General features: G+C 44.4%; 10 protein-coding genes. All 10 read right to left on the bottom strand.

The features are described from left to right. Positions 1-181 precede the first annotated feature (181 nt). The 10 genes from BM294_RS06670 to BM294_RS06625 all read right to left on the bottom strand — a co-directional run bounded on the left by BM294_RS06670 (position 182) and on the right by BM294_RS06625 (position 17,606). The gene (locus BM294_RS06670) at positions 182-1,828 is read right to left on the bottom strand and encodes a PspC-like choline-binding domain-containing protein (RefSeq protein WP_091205943.1); all 1,647 of its coding nucleotides are present in this window, start codon (positions 1,826-1,828) and stop codon (positions 182-184) included. A gap of 282 nt (positions 1,829-2,110) precedes the next feature. Continuing rightward, positions 2,111-3,784 (bottom strand): O-antigen ligase family protein, encoded by a 1,674-nt coding sequence (locus BM294_RS06665; RefSeq protein WP_091205941.1) that lies wholly within the window; start codon positions 3,782-3,784, stop codon positions 2,111-2,113. A 161-nt stretch (positions 3,785-3,945) separates the two neighbouring features. Then, complete coding sequence (locus tag BM294_RS06660; protein WP_242944450.1) at positions 3,946-6,174, bottom strand: LCP family protein; 2,229 nt, start codon at positions 6,172-6,174, stop codon at positions 3,946-3,948. 68 nt (positions 6,175-6,242) lie between these two features. Beyond that, positions 6,243-7,658, bottom strand: coding sequence for an undecaprenyl-phosphate glucose phosphotransferase (locus BM294_RS06655; protein WP_091205938.1), 1,416 nt, complete (start codon positions 7,656-7,658; stop codon positions 6,243-6,245). A 301-nt stretch (positions 7,659-7,959) separates the two neighbouring features. Beyond that, positions 7,960-10,458: a glycosyltransferase family 2 protein gene (locus BM294_RS06650; RefSeq protein WP_091206004.1), complete on the bottom strand. Its 2,499-nt coding sequence runs from the start codon at positions 10,456-10,458 to the stop codon at positions 7,960-7,962. Then, positions 10,458-11,444: a glycosyltransferase family 2 protein gene (locus tag BM294_RS06645; RefSeq protein ID WP_091205935.1), complete on the bottom strand. Its 987-nt coding sequence runs from the start codon at positions 11,442-11,444 to the stop codon at positions 10,458-10,460. The genes BM294_RS06650 and BM294_RS06645 overlap by 1 nt, the downstream gene beginning before the upstream one ends. Before the next feature lie 182 nt (positions 11,445-11,626). Further along, positions 11,627-12,823 (bottom strand): alcohol dehydrogenase catalytic domain-containing protein, encoded by a 1,197-nt coding sequence (locus tag BM294_RS06640; protein ID WP_091206001.1) that lies wholly within the window; start codon positions 12,821-12,823, stop codon positions 11,627-11,629. A gap of 19 nt (positions 12,824-12,842) precedes the next feature. Continuing rightward, a complete protein-coding gene (locus BM294_RS06635; RefSeq protein WP_091205933.1) occupies positions 12,843-14,153 on the bottom strand; it encodes a class I SAM-dependent methyltransferase in 1,311 nt (436 codons plus the stop codon). A gap of 208 nt (positions 14,154-14,361) precedes the next feature. Further along, positions 14,362-15,342, bottom strand: a complete 981-nt coding sequence (locus BM294_RS06630; RefSeq protein WP_091205931.1) for an NAD-dependent epimerase/dehydratase family protein — start codon at positions 15,340-15,342, stop codon at positions 14,362-14,364. A 59-nt stretch (positions 15,343-15,401) separates the two neighbouring features. Then, on the bottom strand, positions 15,402-17,606 hold the full coding sequence (locus tag BM294_RS06625; protein ID WP_091205929.1) for a thiamine pyrophosphate-binding protein: 2,205 nt from the start codon (positions 17,604-17,606) through the stop codon (positions 15,402-15,404). Positions 17,607-17,753: the final 147 nt, after the last annotated feature.

Raw genomic sequence — 17,753 nt, 5'->3', positions numbered from 1 at the left:
TGTATTTTCATACCTCTACCATGATCGATCTAACTAAACTCTATCATTTGAATATTTTCATATCATAACAATTAAAATATATTATCTATTTAAACTTTTGTTATTTATACATACAAAAATGACCCGAGGTTTCCCTCGAGTCATTCTTTATAAACATTATTCGTCTAAAACGATGTAATGATTACTTGTTTGCAGCAGTCTCAGCAGCAACACGTGCAGCTTCTACAGTTGAAGCGTATGTTGAAGGGCTTGTAAGGTTGAGCCAAGCAGTCTTGATAGAGATCTTCTTAGTGTTACCCTTCTTGTCCTCGTACTCGATTGCAGAATTGTAATCGTCCTCAGACTCATAGTATGCAAGAACCTGACCATCCTTGTTTACTACATAGTAAGCATCGTTGTTGTCCTTAAGCTTAGCCTTCTTCTTAACTACTGTACCAGCCTTGTTAACAAGGATGTTACCAACTGTGCTTGATCCGAATACAAGATCTGTAGGATCACCGTTGCCATCAACAACAACTGCAGCGTAGTTAGAATCATCATCTGATGATGGAGCAAGTACAAGACCGTTAAGAACATACTTCTTGATCTTTGATACGTACTCGTTGTAAGCCTTACCATTTGATGTGTTGAAGTAGAACTGGTATGTTCCATCCTCAAGCTCAAGTGTCTGATAGCCCTTCTTCATTGAGCCGTCCTTCTCCTCATCATTTGAGAAGTAGTAAAGATCGAATGAGCTCATTGATGTTGTGAAGTCATCGTCAAGCTTGAATGCACCTCTAACGATATCATCTCTCTGATGATCTCCAGGTCCCTTAAGCTTAACAACATCGCCGTTTGAATCAACAGCTACGAAGCCTGTAAGCATACGGCCATACTGATCGAATGCATACTTCTTGCCGTTAACCTTCTTGATCTGGTTAGCTGTAAGGCTACCATTCTTGTTGAAGTACCACCATGAGTACTCGTCATCATCATAGTCTGCCTTGATGTAGTGCTCATCAGCAACAGCCCATACCCACTTGTTCTTACGCTCGCCACCGTCGCCGTTTACATAGAAAAGCTCAGAAGCTGTAGCGCCGCCATTGTCCTCAACAGACTGTGTCTTTACAGTCCAATCTGTAAGCATGTGGCCATCCTCAGCGAAGTGATAGAATGTACCGTTGATCTTCTTACGAGCGTTCTCTCTCTTCTTACCATCGTTCTTGAAGTTGAACCAATACTCCTTAGTATCGTCATCATCAACTACAGTAAGCTGTAACCAACCTGTCTGCATGTGACCATCGTTCCAGCCGTTGAAGAAGTACTGAGATGTCTTCCAAGCCTCATCATCGTTGTCCTGCTGCTCAACGCTGTCCTTGTTGATCCAACCATAGAGCATCTTACCTTCGTTATCGAAAGCATACTTCTGGCCATTGATTGTCTTGATCTCGCCAGTTGTAAGGTCATCCTCAGATGTGTAAGCCTTTCCGTCTGATCCGAAGTAGTACCAATAGTACTCAGCCTCGTTATCATCGCCGTCTTCCTTAGCTACAGCCTTCCATGTGTTCTTAACCATAGCGCCGTACTGGTCAACGTAGTAGTAACGTGTCTTTGAGTTGTTGTTGTCCTCGATGAGCTGGTTTGTAGCCATAACACCATCGCTGTTAAGGTAGAACCAATTTCCGTTTGCTGACTTCCAAGTGTCAGTTACTTCTGTACCATCATTGTTGAGGTATCTCCACTCGCCTGTAGAGTTGTCCCAACCTGCTGCCATAGAAACAGCAGATACGCCGATTGTAAGAAGTGCTGCAGCTGAAAGAGTTGTGAATAACTTTGTCTGCTTCTTCATAATAAATGCACTCTCCTTTTTACTATATGAACTATAAAAGTTCAGTTACGACGAGATTATAACCCTCTGTGTCCTACAATTCAAGTCTTTTCTCAAATTTCATGCCGGGTCGGCAACAATCAAATATAATCTCAACGATTTACAATACGTATATTATCCTACTTCTGTCATGAAGTACATAACTAAAAGATTTCCATTTCTTACGTAATTATTAAGCAATAAACTAAGAATAAATTAAGAAACTACAAAAATCCTAAATATATTAATCAATTTAATGATTATTCAAATCTTATGTTCTTTTTCACTGATCCTTATACCCGCGAACATAAGAAGCATATAAACCGGCGTCACGATAGGAATCGCAATATTTACAACAGCCTGGAATGCATAGGCAGCCACAGCCAGCATACAATACTTTGAATATTTTCCTTTCAGCATGGTTTTTACCGATGTACATATCAGATATAAGTATGCTGCCAGTCCTGCTATTCCGATAGTTACGAAGTACTCGAGATATTCATTATGTGCACTGTCAAACATCCCACGTCCTGCGTCCTGCATTATACCCATAAATCTATCCATAGTAATGATATAGAAGGTATCCGGTCCATATCCGAAAATTTTCGCAAGCAGTGTTGCATCCTTTGTCCAGTACTCCATGGCAAGTCTCCAGACAAGACCTCGATCCGTACCCCATGAATCATTAAATATCAGTATGTTTCGATATGGTTCCCACAATTCACTGTGCCAGCCTGTGTTTGCAAGCACAAGTACTGCTATCACCCCTGAAGCAGCTATGACAATCAGGGTCAAAATGATTTTCTTGAACGCTGCAATACTTCTACCAGCATCCTGTCCGTTTTTTCTAAAAGCATATGCAGACACAAGTAATGTCATCACCAGCACAGCCATAAGAAGAACCGTAAATCCCTGTTTTCCCGCAAGAGTTATCTGCAGGCTGGGATCCATATCATTCATTGTAGGAATCCCTTTTTCAATTATCAGTGCTACCACCTTCATTGAACAAATGTATGTAGACACAGAAACAAATAGTTTCGACACCTGCTTCCAGTTCTCGCAAAGAGCGAATGGTGCCACCGCAATAACGATCAACGTCGAAAGCAGTGCGCAGTCGCTGAGTCCCATAATCTGTGCAAAGCATGATATACAAAGCACAATATAAGAATATATAGTTTCAGTCAGTTTTTCTGCCTTTATAAAAGAGGCTGTTGAAAATCCGAAAAGCATTCCCGTAAAGCAGCTGTATGTATTGATATTACCTATAGAAGATACAAAGGTATACCTGTATATACTGTCTGCATCTCTAAACATCCCGAATGTAATCAGGAAGAAATTGCATATCCCCCAGATACATACCACGCTTGCAAAGCTCATAAACGCATACAGATGCCACTTCTTAAAACTGTAAAATCTTGTCACGAGCCAATAGGCTATATAGAACATAAGCCATAAAAGCAGTCCCTGGAATCTTCCTCTGTCTCCCCAGAAAGCTTCATAAGGGTACTCAGCAAAAACCGTTGATAAAACGATACATACTATGAGCACTGTCATAGCCGTATCCGTTGAACCAAACTTAATACGTTTCCATAGTCTGTTTTGGGATTTATTTTTCTCCCCTTCTTTCCTGAAATTTCTAAGAAAACTGCTGCGCACTGCTCCACCATTGTAAAGTGTGTCGCAAAGCAGATAAAAAAGTCCAATCAACAGAAATATAATTCCATATGCAAGTGTCGGTTTCCAAAACAGTTCAAACCTGAATTTCAATATGTCGAAATACCTGTCATTCATGCATAGCGGAAATATGCACAAATAAAAAAGGACATATATCGTCATAAGCCCTTTTGTAATCTTCGAGAACAGTGCATTTATCTGTGCCTCTTTTTTTGAATTACCCGGTTTTTGAATGCCGGCCTTTGTCGACTTAAAACTACTCATATCATGCTCTCCAATTAATAATTTTCATCCCGTATATATTACCATGCTTTATCTCATGATACCATGCCCACATTTCACCTTTCCTAAGATAATCGTGGCAATAAAAAAGCACGAACCTCATAGAGATCCATGCTTTCTAATATATTATGTACGCTTCATCTTTACATCGGGCCTTCTATAGATCCTCCGGGGCCTTCTGAAATTTCATCCATACTTGTGATGGATCCCGGTCCGCCTGAATCTGCCGAACTTGATCCTGATCCGCCGCTTGGACCGGCTCCCGAATCATCATCCTCTTCGATAAGTCCCGGCTCTATAACTTCTCCGGAAGTAGTCTCTTCACTCTTGGAGCTCGACTTTGTCTCCTTTTCTGAAGATTCCGTTTCTTTCTTATCTTTTCCGGACTTTGTTTCTTCGCTTTCCGACTCAGAAGTCTTAGAGCCTGATTCCTTCGAGCTCTTTGAAGTCTCTATAGTTTCGCCATTCTCATCGGTCTCAACTTCTTCATCCTCGTCTACTTCCGGGCTCTCTTCTGTCTCTGACTTATCAGACTTTGACTTCGACTTATCAGTCGACTTCACCTTATTTCCGTCTGCATCTGTTTCATAGACAGTATTGCCATCTGCATCTGTTCCGGAGATGATGTATCCGTCCTTATCAGTTTCATTAACAGTCTTCTTACTGCTCTTGCTCTCGGATTCAACGCCTTCGTCAGACTCTTCAGCTTCGTCGGTACTCTTGCTCTTTGTAGTCTCTATTATTTCATCCTTCTTACTAGCGTAGTATCCGGAATCGTCCGCAATCTTCTGTGAGTAAGTCTCAACTGCACTTGATACCTTGTAATCCTCATCATCAAAGAGAACACTGTGGAGCCACTTAACATTTGATGTAAGTGTAACAGGTATAACGCAATCTCCCTTCTTGCCCATCATCTGATCCTTGATATCCTTCGGGAAACCAACTGACTCCTTGATGTTATATCTTGAGATACCCTTTGCGAGTTCAACGATATCACCTGCATCGATGTTAAATGCCACCTGCGGGAGCACTGTATCTATGATAGATGTAAGTGTTGCAAGGTCTGCCTTCTTTGCATTGTCAAGGCACTGTGAGATAACCTCTCTCTGACGTCTGGTTCTCTCAAAGTCACTATCCATGTATCTGAGTCTCGCATAAGCCACAGCCTGGACGCCTGTCAGGTGCTGAGGTCCTGCCTTCTTGATATAGTTTGCCGCAGGATTCTTTTCATTGATTCCTGCCTTAACAGATGTCTCATGGATGTAGGCATTCATATAGTAGAATTCCTTATCCGTGATATCGATATCTACACCGCCCAGCATATCGATGGTGTCCGCAACTGCTTTCCAGTTGAAAGTCACATAATTCTGAATATCCAGATCAAGATTGCTGTTAAGTGCGGCAACAGCCTGCTCAGGTCCGCCTATAGCATAAGCTTCATTGATCTTCGCATATCTGGTGCTTGAGCCGGTCTTCAGATATGTATCTCTGTATACAGAAACAAGTTTAACATCTCCGGTGGCCATATCAACATTACAGATGATCTGAACATCAGCATTTGCGCCCTTTCCTACTCCACCGTCTCTGGAGTCAACGCCAAATACCGCCACTGTCCAGTAACCGGACATCTTCTGTTTCTGAGTGATGTCAATGTTGTTGTTCTGTACCTTGGAAACATCGAACTCAACCGCCTGAGTCATGTTCATATATCTGTATACAGAACCGAATCCGAAGATACATGCCAGAGTAAGGATCTCCACCACAGCCATGATGATAATCCTGGTTCGTACCGCTTTCTTCTTTTTGTCACGCATCTTGCGTTCAAACTCTATATCGCGTTCTACCTCTGATGTGTCATTCAGAGTTCTTACAGAAGCTTTGCCGTCGATACGAAGCGGGTTGCCAGCTGCGGTTCTTCTGTTTCCGTTTCTCCCTGAATCTCCGGAAGCTCGAAGAGGAGTATCAATGCTCCTGCCGGCAGTTCTTTCTCCCATTCTTCCGGAAGCCTCTCTACGTGCGGCACCATTACGTGATGAATCCGTAGAGCCTAAACCTGTGCGAACCGGACCATCCTGCGACACAGTCCTGCGTACCATACCGGCTTCACTCTTTGCAGCATCCCCGGAAACAGCAGAATGATCACTCCCGGACATCCTCTGCTGTCTGACAGGCGGTCTCACTCCGGACTGCTCTTGCTGCCCGCCTTCCGATACATCAACTCCACCGGGTATTCTTCGATCCATGGCATGTGCCATGAGTTTTTCCTTCATACCCTCATCATTTACTATCTTATCTTCAAGTTCCCTCTGGCGTCTGTCCACATCCTCCTGGGAGTGGGGACGTCTGGTCTCCTTGCCATTATCCAATGCCATCAGCTAATCCTCATAAATCAAATGTTCAAAACATCGGCATTTTATCACATATATGCCGATTCGGCAAATCAGTATGCATTTTTATTTACAAAGCCCTTAAATATGGTCAAAAACAGGATCTTTATATCCAGTTCCATATTCCAGTTCTCAATGTACCAGATGTCATATCTGATACGTTCATGAATAGAAGTATCCCCTCTCAGGCCGTTGATCTGAGCCCAGCCTGTCATGCCGGGACGAACCTGGTGTTTGATCATATAGCGGGGAATCTCTTCCTTAAACATCTCTACGAACTGGGTGCGCTCAGGCCTTGGCCCTACAAGAGACATTTTCCCCATCAGGACATTAAAGAACTGCGGAAACTCGTCGATAGAAGTTTTCCTTATAAACTTACCGATTTTTGTAACGCGGGGATCTCCCGGAGTTGTCCAGCCTTTCTGCTCATCCTCAGGTCTCTGTTCCACCATGGAACGGAACTTGTACATCATGAACGGTTTGTTGTGAAGACCGACTCTTTCCTGCTTGAATATGATAGGTCCGGGTGATGAAAGTCTGATGAGAACTGCAACAGTAAGCATGATCGGACTGAAGATCACTATGCCAAACAACGATCCTATGATATCCACTATCCTTTTAGCTGTTGCTCTGACCGGATCTGTCAACGGAACATTTCTGATGTTTATAACCGGAAGGCCATCCATGTCCTCCGTAACAGGACGGGAATGAATGATGTTGTTGTAATCAGGAATGAACTTGGTGTGCACGCCGGACTTCTCACAGACCGCAACAATGCCGCCAAGCTTCTCGTATGCAGCAAGTGGTAATGTAATCGCAATCTCATCTATGGTATTGCCGGAAAGTATATTCTCGAGATCCTTTATCTTTCCGACTATTTTGACCCCTTTGTACGAAACGCCCGTCTCGGTAATATCATCAACGATGCCATAGATGTTGTAACCCCAGTCCGGATTCCTCCGGCAGGCATCTATGAACTGATCCGATACATCAGAAAATCCCACAAGCATGATGTGTTTCTGATTGAATCCCTTTCTGCGAAGTCTTGTGAGTATAAATCTGATTCCGAATCTCTCTACTGTGGTGGCGGCAATATTGATAGCGCAGAATGCAGCAATCATCCTTGTTGAGAAGTTCGCGAAATATCCCGACCTTCTGAATGCGAAGAGGATGGAAGCAAATACCATAAGCCCCACTGCATTGGCCTCTACTATATTGATGAATTCTTTTCTTTTGGTTCTGGTACGTTTCGGCTCATAGAGATGAAAAGCCCAGTATAGTGCCATATACCCCGGAACCACCGGAATCAGCGCACGAAAATAAACCCCTGGGGGAAGTACTCCATGTCCCGCCGGGAATATAGGTGAAGCTATAAGTAGGTACCATGCCAGCGCATAAGAAAAAACAATGATAAGCGCGTCAAGAACGACATGGAAATTGTTCAAAAAATGTTGGTTGTCTTTAATCATAATGGAAGTATACTCCCGTTTTCATAAATTTCCATAAAAATGATATTAGATTTTTCTTATATTTGATATTTGAGGCTTATAAATTACGAATATCTATATGAATCATCCTTGGTTTTCCAATAATATTTCCCTGATTCTTTAGCCGAAGCATAACCCAAAAGACCTTCCGGCCATTACAGCCGAAAGGTCTTTTATATTATGATGCACACATTGCACACGAATGTTTGCGTTAGCGCTAATCAGTGAGTGGCAAATACTTTTGACACTCACGTCATATTATGAGTCAGCGAACTTATGTGAATCAGACTATATCTTTGAGAATATCCATCTCAAAAGGTTCTCCAACCTTTTCCTTCTCAAGATTCTTGAGCGTGAAGTTTGATTTCATAAATGTCAATGCCGGATTGTAGTACGGGTCTCCGTAACGCAGACATTTTGACCATCTCTTGGCAAACTCAACTATCTCACTGTTGAAGCGGGCAACCTTTTCAGGTGTATCCTCCATACCGCGGGACTTGGACTCATAGTGATAGAACTTCGCATAAGGATTGTAAACCACCAGCTTGTTAAGAGCTCTTATCTTCATACAGTAGTCTACGTCATTGAACGCCACTGCAAGATCCTCTGTGAAACCTCCCACCTTATCAAACAGACTCCTCTTTGTAAGGAGGCAGGCCGCTGTAACGCAGGAGTAATCCTGCACGCACTTTGCCCTATGCATATATGAAAGCTCAGCATCATGAGTTCTCACGAATGCCGCTCCTGCGATTCCACCCATGCCCATGATGACTCCGGCATGCTGTATATCCTCATCAGGATAAAGTAGTCTCGCTCCGCAGATGCCCACATCCTCGCGCTGAACATAGGAGATCATCTCGTGAATGGAGTTTTCATCTATAAGCTCAATATCATTATTCAGGAAGAGTATGTACTCTCCGTGGGTGAACTTAACGCCGAAGTTGTTGATGGCCGAATAGTTAAACGGACCTTTCCATTTGACTACACGGACTGTAGGCTTAGAAAGTCTGATTTCCTCGAATCCGGCCGTACCCGAAGTCTCCATATCACATCGTGAATTATCTCCGTCCGGAATCTCCGTCTGGCCATCATTCATTATCTCATCCGATGTCTTCTCAACACAGTTTCCGTCAGGATACTGCTTCTGTATTTCCTCGTAGTACTTCCAGGTTGCAGACTGATCAGAATTGTTCTCAACGATGATAAACTCAAGATTCTTATAGCTGCTTTCGGCAAGAGAGCGGATAGCCTTATCGAGATCCTGAGTATGATCCTTATTGGGAATGACAACCGAGATTAAAGGCTCATTATCATCATATATAGTATGATAGAAGCCATAGGTTATTCCCTTTTCCACCTTCTTGACAGGAAGTCCCAGGCGCTTGCAGTGATCATACACTGCTCTTGCTCCTGCATCGAAGGCATAAAGCTTAGCTTCAGGATGCTGAGCAGTTGAAGCCTGATGGGATCTCCAGTGATAGAGAGACTTCTGTATATGGTAGATATTGGAGCTCACAAAGCGGCCTTCCTTAACAAGCTTCCTGTCGCCCTCACTGAGCTTTTCAACATTTCCACCGGTTCTTTCCTTCTCCATCTCCTGAGCCTTTTCAGAAGCGCGAAGTATGAGATCATGATCCTGCGCACCGTCGTATTCCTTACGCTCGTAGATTTTATTGCCATCTTCATCCGTTTCTGCTATGGCATCAAGAAGTTCTCTCTTCAGCACCAGAAGGTGACAGATGTAATTTACCGAACGGAGGAGATCCGGATTGAAATCACTCTTAAAGTGTGGTTCAAAGTAGTATGTATCTTCGAAATCTATCTTATCCTCATCAGAGTAGATCATAACGACTTCAGGATGCTCATTCACGGCCTTTGCGCACTCATACAGGGCATCGGGCTCAAGCTCATCGTCATGATCTGCAAGTACGATGAAGTCACCTGTTGCCATATTGATGGCAGCATTGGTATTGTCAGAGATACCGAGATTCTTTTCAAGAACCGTATATCTGAAACGCGAATCTCTCTCATGAAATTCCTGAAGTACTTCCTTCGGGAGCATACCTGCTGCATCCTTCTTGGTGTACTCAGTATAAGGTGTAGCATCCGCAACACAAACCTCAAATTCACCATAGGTCTGATCCGCTATGGACTGAAGCATCTTTCTCAGGAACTTCTCAGGGGTTTCATAAACCGGGATAACTATAGAAAACTTAGGCTTAACCGGAAAGTTTTCTTTTCTCTGACTCTCAAGTTCTGAATCTGTAACCTTTACTTTCTTATACCACTCATTGTAGTCATAATCCTCCTGAATACCCTGCAGCCGGTGAAATGCCTTTTTCCATAGTACACGAAGTCCCTGCTCACGGAAGCAATCCCAGGCAACTTCAACAGTTTCCCATTGAAACAATGCCATGAGTTTCTCTCTTTTTTTATGTGCCACAGAGTTAAAGGACTCAAGTATCCGGTCATCAAACTTAACCTTTTTGGTCTTGCCGTCAACTTCTATAACGAGATATCTGGTCTCGCCCTTCTGATACGGGGTGTTAATGTCATAGCCCAGTTCTCTCTTGATGGGTCCGTGTTCCTTTTCATAATCCTTGAAAAAGGCTTCCACCACCTCATCTCTTCTCACTGACTCTACAACTGTCCCCGGAACGGGATTTCCGTCACCGTCAAGCACCGAATACTTAACCGGTGTCTCCGGATCTTTACCGAATGCCCATCCGAGGAAAGTGATCTTTCCTTCTCTGGAGATGGCAACATCAACTTTATATCGCATCATACATTTTCCACCTTCTCCATATCACGGACACCCCTGTATCTCGGAGCATCTCCAAAATTCAGGCGTTCTTCCTCCACTACCAGAGGTCTCTTCATGACTCTCTGATTGATCGAAAGAATATACTCCCCCAAAAGCCCGATAAAGAATATCTGAATAGAGCCAAGGAAAAGCATACCGATAAGCATCGGCGCCATACCGGCTGGAAATCTGTCCCACCAGATAAGCTTCATCACAAGGTAGGCGATAGCAATAGCCATACTGATAGCACTGCATACTCCTCCAAAGAATACAGCCATTCTGAGTCCCACCTTGGTGTAACTGGTAAAGCTGAGCATTGCCGCATCATAAAGAGAATACCAGTTGTTGTGTGTTATACCCGCACGACGTCTGGGCTGTGTATAAGGTATCTCTTTTCTTCTGAATCCAAGTTCCGCAACTATACCTCTAAGGAAAGGAGTCGGATCATTGAGATTTCTCATGACATTGATGAATTCTTTGTCATAGAGACCGAAGCCTGTGAACTGGGCGATCTGATCCACAGATGACATTTTCTTTATCAGCTTATAGTAGACGCCTCTGATGAAATACATGAGAGCATTCTCCTGCGACTGGGTCTTTACACCAATAGCAATCTTGAATCCTTCTTCCCAGGCCTTTACGAACTGCGGTATCATCTCAACCGGATCCTGGAAGTCAGCCGCCATAAGCATGGTGGCATCACCTGTAGACTGAAGCATGCCATAGTAGGGACTGTTAAACTGTCCGAAGTTTTTTGCATTGAAGATGGCCTTAACATCCTTATCTTCCGCACAAAGACCTCTGACCAATTCTCTCGTCCTGTCCTTGGAATCGTTGTCTATGTAAATGATCTCATATCTGTATTGTGGAAGTTCCTTCGCAAACATAGCTTTTATGGCCTCATAAAGAGGTACTACATTTTCTTCCTCGTTGTAGCACGGAACTACGATACTTATTGTTTTCAATATCTTATCCTCTATATATGACGGCCCACCTGGATTTCGCTTCGACGCGAATCGCAAAGGGGCTTGAATATATGCCGGATTCCCAAAGAAAATCGGCACAACTTTGCAGCAATCGTTCAAACGATTGCAAATTTCGATCCTGTCCCCGGAAAATCTGAGGACACACAGCGTCGATTGTACTATCAGACTTCAGGTTTAGCAAGCTGAACCGCTATCTTTATGGCCTTCCTGTCCTTCATGTCATATATGGCATTTTCTATATTATCAAGTCCCATATATCGTTTGGTAATAAAAGCCGAAGGGTGCCACCCGTGTTTTACGACCTCTTTCATGACACGTTCAAGATTCTCACGGCCTCCCCTGCTTAATGAGAATTTCAGTGTCTTTCCCGCCATTCCCCGGCCCATGGAGAACTTCGGGATCTGTATAGCATCAATGACTGCATTTGCTTCACCCTGTTTAAGGTTCACAAGATTTACGTATTCTTCATCCTGCACATCGATATCTGCGCCATAATACATAACATTGGAGACAACTCCGGTGCCATATTTAACCATATCCACAGCCTGCGGGAAACTGAGGTCATTGCCCCCGCACAGAAGAACACAATCTGCGCCCTTTGTTCCGGTTTTCCCGAGAACATAGTTAACTACCGGAGAACCCGTGGAATTTGCAAGAGGGTGCATCCCCGCCGGAAGACTGCATTTTAAATCCCTGTAGTTTAACACCTCCACAGAACAGAACTCATCGCTCATGGATTCTGCCAGTCTGACATTATCCTGTCTTGATCCCACCGCAAATATCTTTTTTGCACCTGCCATCCTGCTTCCCATTATGGCTGCGAGTCCTATGGCGCCTATACCCATAACAACCACAGTATCACCCGACTTCACGCCCGCTTCTTCCACGGCAGTGAAACCGGTCTGCACCACATCAACGCACATAAGCGCGTCTTCAAGGGATAATCCATCCGGAATGTGTGCCAGATTCTTATCGGCAAAAGGGAGATAGAACAGGCTCTGAAAGGCTCCGTCTATGGATTTCCCTATCATATGAGCGCTGAAATTCTGTCCCGCATGAGCATAGTTCTCATCTACATCCGGATGTCCCCAATCCGGTGTGATGGCCGAAACCGCAACTATCTCTCCCGGTTTAAAGTCTTTTACCAGCTCGCCGGCCGCCTTGACTCTGGCGATAACCTCATGACCAAGAGTCAGATCATCACGCTTCGGACTCCCCTGCCATATGGTATGAACATCCGAAGTGCAGGGAGAAACCAAAATCGGCTCGAGAAGTGCACCGTGAAGTGCCTCGAGTTCAGGTTCCCTCTTATCTATATATGCTATTTTTCCTTTTCCCTTTAAAACAAGCGCCTTCATTGTGTCCTTTCGAATCATATCATTTATAGTCTTGAATCCTGTCAGTCTTCAACACAAGAACTCTGACATCGCTTCCGTAGCGTTCTTTGATAATGCCGGCTATCTCGTCAGTATACCCGGGTGCCACGATAAGTATCTCATCAACAGGATCTTCACCGAAATGATCCGGCGAAACAATCGGAATGTGTGAAGCAGGTGCAAATCGTCCCTGTTTAAATTTTGCCGAGTCTATGATGTATTTCACCTTTCCGGAAAGGCCGGTGGTTGCCGCAAGAGTAAATCCCTGATGACTGGCGCCCCAGATTGCCAGGGTCTTTCCTGATTCCGTAAGGTGCTCAATATGAGCATTAATATCTTTAGCCATTCTGTCGTAGCTTTCCCGAAGCGCCGACACATCGATGAGTCTACCGTTATATCGAAGTGTACTGAGATCTTCGCTCTCTGCCTTCCTGACTATGATCTCAATAGTGTCTCTATTGACAGTTCGCATATCGAGAACCTCAAAGCCATTGTCCTGAAAGAGTTTCTGCAGAGTGAACTCTGTGTAGTTCGCAATGTGATCATGAAGCAACTCATAGTAGCCGTTATACTTAAGGATATACTCAAAACTAGGAACCGTAACAAGTCCGATTGCTTTATCCTTAAGGTTATTGCGAATGCTCCTCAACATATCCTGAGGATATGGCTGGTGTTCAAGGAAATTAAACTGAACAAATGCATCAAAAGGCCCATTAGGTATTTTGTAGTCACCTTCAGCAAAGCCCTCAAATACCTGATATCGGATCTCAGGCACTCCTGCCGCCTCCCCTACTGCATTTACCGGCTTTTCGTTTACCGCAAGCTTCATAGCTTCATCAACCAGTTCTTTCTTGTGTTCTATCCCGGTAAGCCTGATAGGTCCTGCCTTAGGCTGACCTGACAGCATATCCTTTTCACTGTCCAGTTTCAGTGCTTCCATTCCGGCTTCATCGTCTGCCAGATTCTGCCACATACGAAGAAACTCTCCACGACCGCAGCCAACCTCAACGATATTTCTTCCTTTGATACCATATTCTCGCATATAACCGAGCAGTCTCGCGTACTCCTCATGACGAAGCCTTGTCATAGTGCTGGTTCCGCCTCCCGCACGGATAACATCCCTGTAGTAGTCCACCGGCTCGCAATCGAACTGAACAAGTCCGCACTCCGGGCACTGACAAAGTTCAAGCGTGACAGGAAAATCCTCCCTTAACTCCTCCGCATCCGGTATATTCTGAGCCGATGCAGGCATATTTTCAAATGTCATAAGCCTCTTAAGTTCATGCCCGCAGGCGATACATTTATTGTTCATATATACACATCCTTTGTTCTATAACTAACATCAATTTCTACTTCAATACCGGATTAAAGTCAACTCAATAATTGATACTCAAACCAGACATATTCAACCTGTATATAATAATCTTGCAAGATCCGTGGGTTATATATACTAATCGGCTTAATAAAAAAGCCTCCATGCATGAATTATCTTCATGCATAGAAGCTCTTTAATCTTTCCTTCAGCCGGCCTCAAGCTCCAGTCGTTTCTTCTGAACAAGCTCACCGATACCCTCTTCAAAGGATATCTCCTGTCGGAATCCGAGTCTCTGAAGCTTCAGAATCTCAGGTGCCATATTGGCTGCACCCTCCGCATTGTTGCTTCTCATTCCAAACTCAAGTTCAGCTCCGCCGCCTGCGATCTCATTCATCTCCTGTACATACTTTTTAAGTATCTTGGAATCGCTGCCAGCTATATCATATACATCTGTGCGTGTATCATTGGACTGTATAAGGATGCTGATAGCCCTTGCGCAGTCACGAACCTCAAGATAGTTCCATCTCTGAACACATGGGCCTAAAACCACAGGTGTTCTCTTGATTGATCCCTTAAGCACAGTATTAACAAGACTTGTCTTATGATCCCCGTCACCATATACACTGAATATGCGCATATGGATAAACTGCATAGCCTCACTGTCATAGATCTGGCCAAGCAGACTCTGTTCTGTAGCCCAACGCCCAAAGGCACGTTTTGCCTTCCCGTAAGGACTTACAGGGCGCGGTAAGCGATGATTTCCGTCACCATACTCTGCCTGGGAACCCGCGAATACAAACTTCTTCGCCCCCAAAATCTTTGCCATAAGATAAGCCTTTTTTGCATTTTCAATGTTCTGTATCTGGATATCGGTGTTCTCTCTTCCCGCCGATCCGATACCATCCCAGGCAAAATGGAGCCATGCATCGATAACATCCTCTCCATCTCCTGTCTTCTCTACCTGCTCCGCAAAATGCTCCTCTCCGAGCTCTGCATCCGGAAGACTGTCAAAATCCAGATATACTGTGCGGTACGTCTGATATTCTGTAACGCCCCTCTCTTCCAGTACGGATTCATTTTTACTTCCGGGTCTTACAGCTCCGATCACTTCATGACCTTCCCCTAAAAGCTGTAATGCCGTGTGAACGCCAAGAAAACTCGTGACGCCGGTGATGAGTACTTTCATACGGTTATTCCCCTCTTCTCTATACTTGCGATATACCCCCGCGACTTTATAATACCCCTTTATATACGTTTTACAAGCATTATTTTGTCCATCTCATCATCAGAGAGATAAGGAGCCATATCTTCAAGCGGAGGACTTATGATAGAACCGTCCGGAAGTTTCCTTGCAGCAGACTTCGGGAGAAACTGCTGAGTCATTGTAACCATGATCTCGCAGATAACCGGTCCTTTGGTTTCAAGCGTTCTTCTGAAAGCATCTTCAAGGTCCTGATTGTGGGATACTCTTACAAACGGATATCCATAAGCTGCTGCCAGCTTCTCCATATCAGGGAAGCTGAGATCATTGATACCCTCTACTCCCGAGTCCACGCCGATCCCCACAAGAGGTTCTCCCTTAAAGAGATTCGTCTGTGTCTGTCTGATGGAATGATATCCACCGTTGTTGATGACAAATATTTTTATAGGAAGCTTATGGCTTATGATGGTCTGAAGTTCCTGAAGGTTCATCTGTATAGAGCCGTCTCCTGTCAGCAGTATAATATCATGTTTATCATATGGCGGATAACTCTCATCCTTTCCCGTCCAGTAGGTATCATGAATTTCAGCCTGAAGTCTCTCATCCACAGTTTCATAGAAGGATGGATCTTCAGGAACATTAACGGAATGTACCGCAACTGCTGCACCGATGGCCGCAGGAAGACCATATCCCATAGAGGCAACACCATCCTGCGAAATAAATCTGCTTCCGTTCTTTATGATATATGCCTGTCCTCCCGCAACACAAGGGGATCCGTTTCCTACAACGGTTACCTGTCCCGGCTCAGCCATACGGGAAATAATGTCAATTACGGCATAAACATTGGCACGATTTTCAGGATCATCCTGCATATCCTGCGCCTTGCTGTTTGGTTCAAAGTGTTCAGGAAGCACTGTCGGGTAGTTCTCTCTATAGAATGCACAGGTCTCCAGCCATGTGAGATGTTCACTCTTACTGCATGCCTCGGCACTGCCTGCTGCCTCTTTTTCACCGTCAAGCAGAACCTCTTTTGCTTTTTCATTGTGGCAAATGCTCAATGCATCCCCTCTGAGAATACCCTTCCCGCCTTTGAACAACGGCTCATCTCTGGTTATACCCAGCATATCAAGTTCTCTGAGAAGTGCCTTAAGAAGAGTTCTCGCATCGGCGTGTACGGGCATATCACAATGAACTGACGGTTTCTTAAGTTCTTCTTCGTCGATATCATTTACTATGACATATGCGTCCCTTGCCCATGTATCAAAATTATAACCCACCTGACGGATATTAAGTCTTGATCCGATGCTCAGGATAAGGTCGGAATTCTGAACTGCAAGGTTTCCCGGCCGGTCACCTCTTCCACCGGGACGTCCTGCATAAAGCGGGTCTCCTGTGGGGATAATGTCTGGAGCATTCCAGCCAACAACCACCGGTATATTGAGACGATGTGCCACTTCAAGAAACAGTGTCTCGGCACCGGCTATACGTATGCCGTTGCCTGTATAGAACACAGGTCTTTCAGCAGAACGTAGTTTCTCGATGATCCTTCTTGGAACAGAAGGATCAAGTGGCGGTATAGGCTTCTCGCGATCTGTGATTTCTTTATCCTCAGGTCTGATATGAGCTGCTGCAGCTTCCTTATCAGACCATCCGTCGCCCCCGGCTTCGTAATCGGCTTTGTCAAAACCGATAAGTTCGTCTGTCTCGATAAATGTGCCCTGTACATCAACAGGTATATCAAGCCAGACCGGACCCGGACGCCCGGTCTGTGAAAGATACAAACATTTCTCAACCGCATAGCGGACTCTCTTAGGGTCATTCAGCATCTCCGCATACTTTGTCATGCAGGAGATGGATTTTGTTATCTCAAATTCCTGATCACCCATGGCACGAAGACGACTTCCGTTCTGCTCCGATGCCCAACGGGCAGTATTGTCATAACGAACCTGTCCTGATACCACTATCATAGGAATAGAATCAAGCCACGCTCCGAGAACCCCGGTGATTGCATTGGTGCCTCCCGGCCCTGATGTTACACATAGCAGTGCCGGACGGTTATATATACGTGCATAGGATTCCGCCGCCATCGCGCATGCCTGCTCATGATGCTGGTAAAGTGTATGCATCCCCTTCTGATGTCCGAAGGCATCGTTTAAGTGCATGGCTCCTCCACCTGTAACAGAGAAATTCTGTGTGATTCCGTTCTCAACAAGTTTTTCAGATATATATTTAGCCAGTTTAATTCTCATTTATGATCCTTTCCTTCTCAGCTGTCATCGGGAATAATAATCACCTGTTATCAGCCTTCGCCTGAATGTTTCAGTCTTAATCAATATACACTCTATTCCCGTTTTCCATAGCACGATCATGTTTGTTTATCATGATTCATTTTACAC

Source organism: Oribacterium sp. WCC10, assembly GCF_900113415.1.
GTDB lineage: Bacteria > Bacillota > Clostridia > Lachnospirales > Lachnospiraceae > Oribacterium.
Note: the sequence above shows the minus strand (reverse complement) of the source record. Positions and strands in the feature narration are given on the sequence as shown.

Bases quoted from the DNA above. Each gene is read 5' to 3' on its own strand.
- BM294_RS06660 (WP_242944450.1), bottom strand. From the start codon at position 6,174: ATGGCATTGGATAATGGCAAGGAGACCAGACGTCCCCACTCCCAGGAG.
- BM294_RS06625 (WP_091205929.1), bottom strand. From the start codon at position 17,606: ATGAGAATTAAACTGGCTAAATATATATCTGAAAAACTTGTTGAGAAC.
- BM294_RS06650 (WP_091206004.1), bottom strand. From the start codon at position 10,458: ATGCGATATAAAGTTGATGTTGCCATCTCCAGAGAAGGAAAGATCACT.
- BM294_RS06670 (WP_091205943.1), bottom strand. From the start codon at position 1,828: ATGAAGAAGCAGACAAAGTTATTCACAACTCTTTCAGCTGCAGCACTT.
- BM294_RS06635 (WP_091205933.1), bottom strand. From the start codon at position 14,153: ATGAACAATAAATGTATCGCCTGCGGGCATGAACTTAAGAGGCTTATG.
- BM294_RS06665 (WP_091205941.1), bottom strand. From the start codon at position 3,784: ATGAGTAGTTTTAAGTCGACAAAGGCCGGCATTCAAAAACCGGGTAAT.
- BM294_RS06640 (WP_091206001.1), bottom strand. From the start codon at position 12,823: ATGAAGGCGCTTGTTTTAAAGGGAAAAGGAAAAATAGCATATATAGAT.
- BM294_RS06655 (WP_091205938.1), bottom strand. From the start codon at position 7,658: ATGATTAAAGACAACCAACATTTTTTGAACAATTTCCATGTCGTTCTT.
- BM294_RS06630 (WP_091205931.1), bottom strand. From the start codon at position 15,342: ATGAAAGTACTCATCACCGGCGTCACGAGTTTTCTTGGCGTTCACACG.